The organism is Pseudomonas sp. (assembly GCF_035277045.1).
GTDB lineage: Bacteria > Pseudomonadota > Gammaproteobacteria > Pseudomonadales > Pseudomonadaceae > Aquipseudomonas.
Genome location: NZ_DATELE010000188.1, coordinates 1 through 5,288 on the forward strand (window position 1 = coordinate 1; position 5,288 = coordinate 5,288).

Consider the following 5,288-nt stretch of genomic DNA (forward strand, 5'->3'; position numbering starts at 1 on the left):
CGTCATCCAGGAATAAGAGGTCATAGAGCCAGCCATGGACCTGTTTCGAAGCGAACCCGTAGCCCAGCCCCTGGCCGCGCGCCTGCGCCCGGCCAACCTGGACGAGTACGTGGGCCAGGAGCACCTGCTGGCCCGCGGCAAGCCGCTGCGTGAGGCGCTGGAGCAGGGCGCGCTGCACTCGATGATCTTCTGGGGGCCGCCCGGGGTGGGCAAGACCACCCTGGCGCGGCTGCTGGCGCAGTTCTGCGATGCGCACTTCGAGACGGTTTCGGCGGTGCTGGCGGGGGTCAAGGAAATTCGCCAGGCGGTCGAGGTGGCCAGGCAGCAGGCCGGGCAGTATGGCCGGCGCACCATCCTGTTCGTCGACGAGGTGCACCGCTTCAACAAGTCGCAACAGGACGCCTTCCTGCCATTCGTCGAGGACGGCACGCTGATCTTCATCGGCGCCACCACCGAGAACCCCTCGTTCGAACTCAACAACGCCTTGCTCTCGCGGGCGCGGGTCTACGTGCTCAAGAGCCTGGACGAAGCCGCGCTGCGCAAGCTGGTCGACCGTGCCCTCACCGAGGAACGTGGCCTGGGCAAGCGACAGCTGCGCATCGGCGACGAAGCCTTCAGGATGCTCATGGCCGCCGCCGACGGTGATGGCCGGCGGATCCTGAATTTTCTCGAGAACGCCTCCGACTTGGCCGAGGACGGTGGCGAGATTGGCGTCGAGCTGCTGCAAAGCCTGCTCGGCGACAGCCGCCGGCGCTTCGACAAGGGTGGTGAAGCCTTCTACGACCAGATTTCGGCGCTGCACAAGTCGGTGCGCGGCTCCAACCCGGACGGCGCGTTGTACTGGTACGCGCGCATGCTCGACGGTGGCTGCGACCCGCTGTACATCGCCCGGCGCGTGGTGCGCATGGCCAGCGAGGACATCGGCAACGCCGACCCCCGCGCGCTGAGCCTGTGCCTGTCGGCCTGGGATGTGCAGGAGCGCCTGGGCAGCCCCGAGGGTGAGCTGGCGGTGGCCCAGGCCATCATTTATCTCGCCTGCGCGCCAAAGAGCAACGCGGTGTACATGGGTTTCAAGACCGCCATGCGCGAAGCCGCCGAGCACGGCTCGCTCGAAGTGCCACTGCATCTGCGCAACGCGCCGACCAAGCTGATGAAGCAACTGGGCTATGGCGAACAGTACCGCTATGCCCACGATGAGCCCGACGCCTACGCCGCTGGCGAAGACTACTTTCCCGACCAGCTCGAACCGCGCCCCTACTACCAGCCGGTACCGCGCGGTCTCGAGCTGAAGATTGGCGAAAAGCTGCGCCACCTCGCCGAGCTGGACCGCACCAGCCCCATCCGCCGGAGAAAACCGTGATTGCAGTGATAGCCGCCGTCAGTGCGGGGGGCGTGGCCGGGACGTTGATGCGCTTTGCCGCCGGCAATTGGGTCAGCGCGCACTGGCCACGGCAGTTCTATCTCGCTACCCTTGGCGTCAACCTGATTGGCTGTCTGATCATTGGCGTACTGTACGGGCTGTTTCTCAACCGTCCCGGCGTGCCGATCGAACTGCGGGCGGGCCTGATCGTCGGTTTTGTCGGCGGCCTGACCACCTTTTCATCCTTTTCACTGGATACCGTGCGCCTGCTCGAAAGCGGGCAGGCGCCGCTGGCCTTCGGTTATGCTGCAGCCAGCGTATTGGGCGGGCTGCTTGCGACCTGGGCCGGCCTTTATCTGACCAAATTCTGAACCAACGAGAAAACGATATGCTCGATTCCAAACTGTTACGCGGCCAACTTCAGGAAGTGGCGGACCGCCTGGCCTCCCGTGGCTTCAGCCTGGATGTCGCGCGCATCGAATCCCTGGAAGAGCGCCGCAAGGCGGTGCAGACCCGTACCGAACAGCTGCAGGCCGAGCGTAACGCCCGTTCCAAGTCCATCGGCCAGGCCAAGGCGCGTGGCGAGGACATCGCCCCGCTGATGGCCGACGTCGAGCGCATGGCCGGTGAGCTGGCCAGTGGCAAGACCGAGCTTGACGGCATCCAGGCCGAGCTCGACGCCATTGTGCTGGGCATTCCCAACCTGCCGGACGCCAGCGTGCCGGTCGGCGCCGATGAAGACGCCAACGTCGAAGTGCGCCGCTGGGGTACCCCACGCGACTTCGATTTCGAGGTCAAGGACCATGTGGCCCTGGGCGAGCTGAGCGGCGGCCTGGACTTCGAGACCGCCGCCAAGCTCTCTGGTGCCCGCTTTGCCCTGCTGCGCGGCCCGATTGCCCGCCTGCACCGCGCGCTGGCGCAGTTCATGATCAACCTGCACACCAGCGAGCACGGCTACGAAGAGGCCTACACCCCTTACCTGGTTCAGGCCCCGGCCCTGCAAGGCACCGGCCAGCTGCCCAAGTTCGAGGAAGACCTGTTCAAGATCAGCCGCGAAGGCGAGGCCGATTTCTACCTGATCCCGACCGCCGAAGTGTCGCTGACCAACATCGTGGCCGGCGAGATCCTCGACGCGAAACAGCTGCCGATCAAGTTCGTCGCCCACACCCCGTGCTTCCGCAGCGAAGCCGGTGCCTCGGGCCGCGACACCCGCGGGATGATCCGCCAGCACCAGTTCGACAAGGTCGAGATGGTCCAGGTCGTCGCGCCCGACCAGTCGATGCAGGCCCTCGAAAACCTCACCGCCAACGCCGAGCGCGTGTTGCAGGCCCTGGAGCTTCCGTACCGTGTCCTGTCGCTGTGCACCGGTGACATGGGCTTCAGCGCGGTCAAGACCTACGACCTGGAAGTGTGGGTGCCGAGCCAGGACAAGTACCGCGAGATCTCGTCATGCTCCAACTGCGGCGACTTCCAGGCCCGCCGCATGCAGGCCCGCTGGCGCAACCCGGAAACCGGCAAGCCGGAACTGGTGCATACGCTCAACGGTTCGGGCCTGGCGGTTGGCCGCACCCTGGTCGCCGTGCTGGAGAACTACCAGCAGGCCGACGGCTCGATCCGTGTGCCGGATGTGCTGAAGCCGTACATGGCTGGCCTTGAGGTCATTCGCTAAATGGACTACCTGCCGCTGTTCCACAAGCTGCAGGGCAGCCGCGCGCTGGTCGTTGGCGGTGGCGAGATCGCCCTGCGCAAGGCGCGTCTGCTGGCCGATGCCGGCGCCGTGCTGCGGGTGGTGGCGCCCGACGTCGACGGCCAGCTTGCCGCGCTGGCCCGTGAGGGCGGCGGCGAGGTCCAGGTGCGCGGCTACCAGCTGCGGGACCTGGACGGTTGCCGGCTGGTGATCGCCGCCACCGACGACCCGGCGCTCAACGCCCAGGTGTCCGCCGACGCCCAGCAGCGCAGCCTGCCGGTCAACGTGGTGGACGCCCCGGCGCTGTGCACGGTGATCTTCCCGGCCATCGTCGACCGTTCACCTCTGGTGGTGGCCGTTTCCAGCGGTGGCGACGCGCCGGTGCTGGCGCGCCTGATCCGTGCCAAGCTCGAAGCCTGGATTCCCTCGGCCTACGGTGAGCTGGCCGGCCTGGCCGCGCGGTTCCGCCACAAGGTCAAGGCACTGTACCCGGACGTCAACCAGCGCCGAGGGTTCTGGGAAGACGTGTTCCAGGGGCCGATCGCCGAACGCCAGCTGGCTGGGCAGGGCGCCGAAGCCGAACGCCTGCTGCAGGCCAAGGTCGATGGCGCGCCGAGCCAGCAAGGCGGCGAGGTGTACCTGGTCGGTGCCGGCCCGGGTGATCCGGACCTGCTCACCTTCCGCGCCCTGCGCCTGATGCAGCAGGCCGACGTGGTGCTGTACGACCGTCTGGTGGCCCCGGCGATCATCGAGATGTGCCGGCGCGATGCCGAGCGGATCTACGTTGGCAAGCGCCGCGCCGACCATGCGGTGCCCCAGGACCAGATCAACCGCCTGCTGGTGGATCTTGCCCGTCAGGGCAAGCGCGTGTTGCGCCTCAAGGGTGGCGATCCGTTCATCTTCGGCCGTGGCGGCGAAGAGATCGAAGAGCTGGCCGAGGAGGGCATTCCTTTCCAGGTGGTGCCAGGCATTACCGCGGCCAGCGGCTGCTCCGCGTACGGCGGCATTCCGCTGACTCACCGCGATTACGCCCAGTCGGTACGTTTCGTGACCGGACACCTCAAGGATGGCACCAGCAATTTGCCTTGGCATGACCTGGTGGCGCCCGCCCAGACCCTGGTGTTCTACATGGGCCTGGTTGGCTTGCCGACCATCTGCGCCGAGCTGATCCGCCACGGCCGCGCCGCGAGCACTCCGGCAGCGCTGGTGCAGCAAGGCACCACCCGCAACCAGCGAGTGTTCACCGGCACCCTGGCTGACCTGCCAGACCTGGTGGCCCGGCACGAGGTACATGCCCCGACGCTGGTGATCGTGGGCGAAGTGGTGCAGTTGCGCGAGAAGCTGGCCTGGTTCGAAGGCAGCCAGGGGGAGGGGTAGAACTCGCCAGGCGCCTGGCTTGAGAGGTGCAGCGCCCTTGAGATCAAGCGCCGCACGGGCGGCGCTCGATTTGACAGCGACACATACCCCCAGCGAACCCCTTCTCGAGTACGCCATGAGTTCCAGCACCCCGTTGTCCGGAGTCAACCAACCGCTGCGCGGTATCGTGCTGGTGGTGACGGCCACGTTCTTGTTCGCCAGCCACGATGCCTTGTCGAAGTTTCTAGGCGGGATCTATCCCGTGGTGATGGTTGTCTGGGCGCGCTATGTGGTGCACACGCTGCTGATGGCCGGCATCTTCCTGCCCCAGGCTGGCCTGCGCGTGCTGCGCACCAGTCGCCCCGGCCTGCAACTGGTGCGCGCCTTGAGCCTGCTCAGCACCAGTTTGCTGTTTACCGCAGGCCTTCAGTACCTGCCGCTGGCCGAGGCCACCGCGGTCAACTTCCTGGCGCCCGTGCTGGTCACGGCCCTGTCGGTGCCGCTGCTCAAGGAGCACGTCACGCTGGGGCAGTGGGTGGCGGTGGTGATGGGCTTCGTAGGGGTGCTGGTGGTGGTGCACCCTGGCGGCTCGCTGTTCACCCCGGCGATCCTGTTTCCGTTTGGCTCGGCCATGGGCTTCTGCATTTACCAGTTGCTGACCCGCAAGCTGGCCGCCCACGACAGCCCGACCACCAGCAATTTTCTGGCCGGGCTGTGCAATACGGTGGTGATGACTGCGCTGGTGCCGTTCTTCTGGCAGTTGCCGAGCCTGCAACATGGCCTGCTGATGCTGGCCTTGGGCGGCTGCGGGATGACGGCCCACCTGCTGCTGACCCAGGCCTTCCGCCATGCGGCCCCGGCGCTGCTGGCGCCGTTCGGCTATTG

5 protein-coding genes are annotated in these 5,288 nt (G+C 66.7%); all 5 read left to right on the forward strand.

Annotation, left to right across the window (positions count from 1 at the left end):
• Window positions 1-34: 34 nt before the first annotated feature.
• A complete protein-coding gene (locus VJS90_RS09815) occupies window positions 35-1,360 on the forward strand; it encodes a replication-associated recombination protein A (RefSeq protein ID WP_324121437.1) in 1,326 nt (441 codons plus the stop codon).
• Window positions 1,357-1,731 carry a fluoride efflux transporter CrcB gene (crcB, locus tag VJS90_RS09820; RefSeq protein ID WP_324121439.1) on the forward strand — a complete coding sequence of 125 codons (375 nt, stop codon included), beginning with the start codon at window positions 1,357-1,359 and terminating at the stop codon, window positions 1,729-1,731. Before VJS90_RS09815 ends, crcB begins: the two co-directional genes overlap by 4 nt.
• A 17-nt stretch (window positions 1,732-1,748) precedes the next feature.
• Entirely contained in the window at window positions 1,749-3,029 is a 1,281-nt protein-coding gene (gene serS, locus VJS90_RS09825) for a serine--tRNA ligase (protein WP_324121440.1), read from the forward strand.
• Window positions 3,030-4,424 (forward strand): siroheme synthase CysG, encoded by a 1,395-nt coding sequence (gene cysG / locus VJS90_RS09830; protein WP_324121442.1) that lies wholly within the window; start codon window positions 3,030-3,032, stop codon window positions 4,422-4,424.
• Between the two features lie 115 nt (window positions 4,425-4,539).
• On the forward strand, window positions 4,540-5,288 hold a 749-nt coding region (locus tag VJS90_RS09835; protein WP_324121444.1), incomplete at its 3' end, for a DMT family transporter.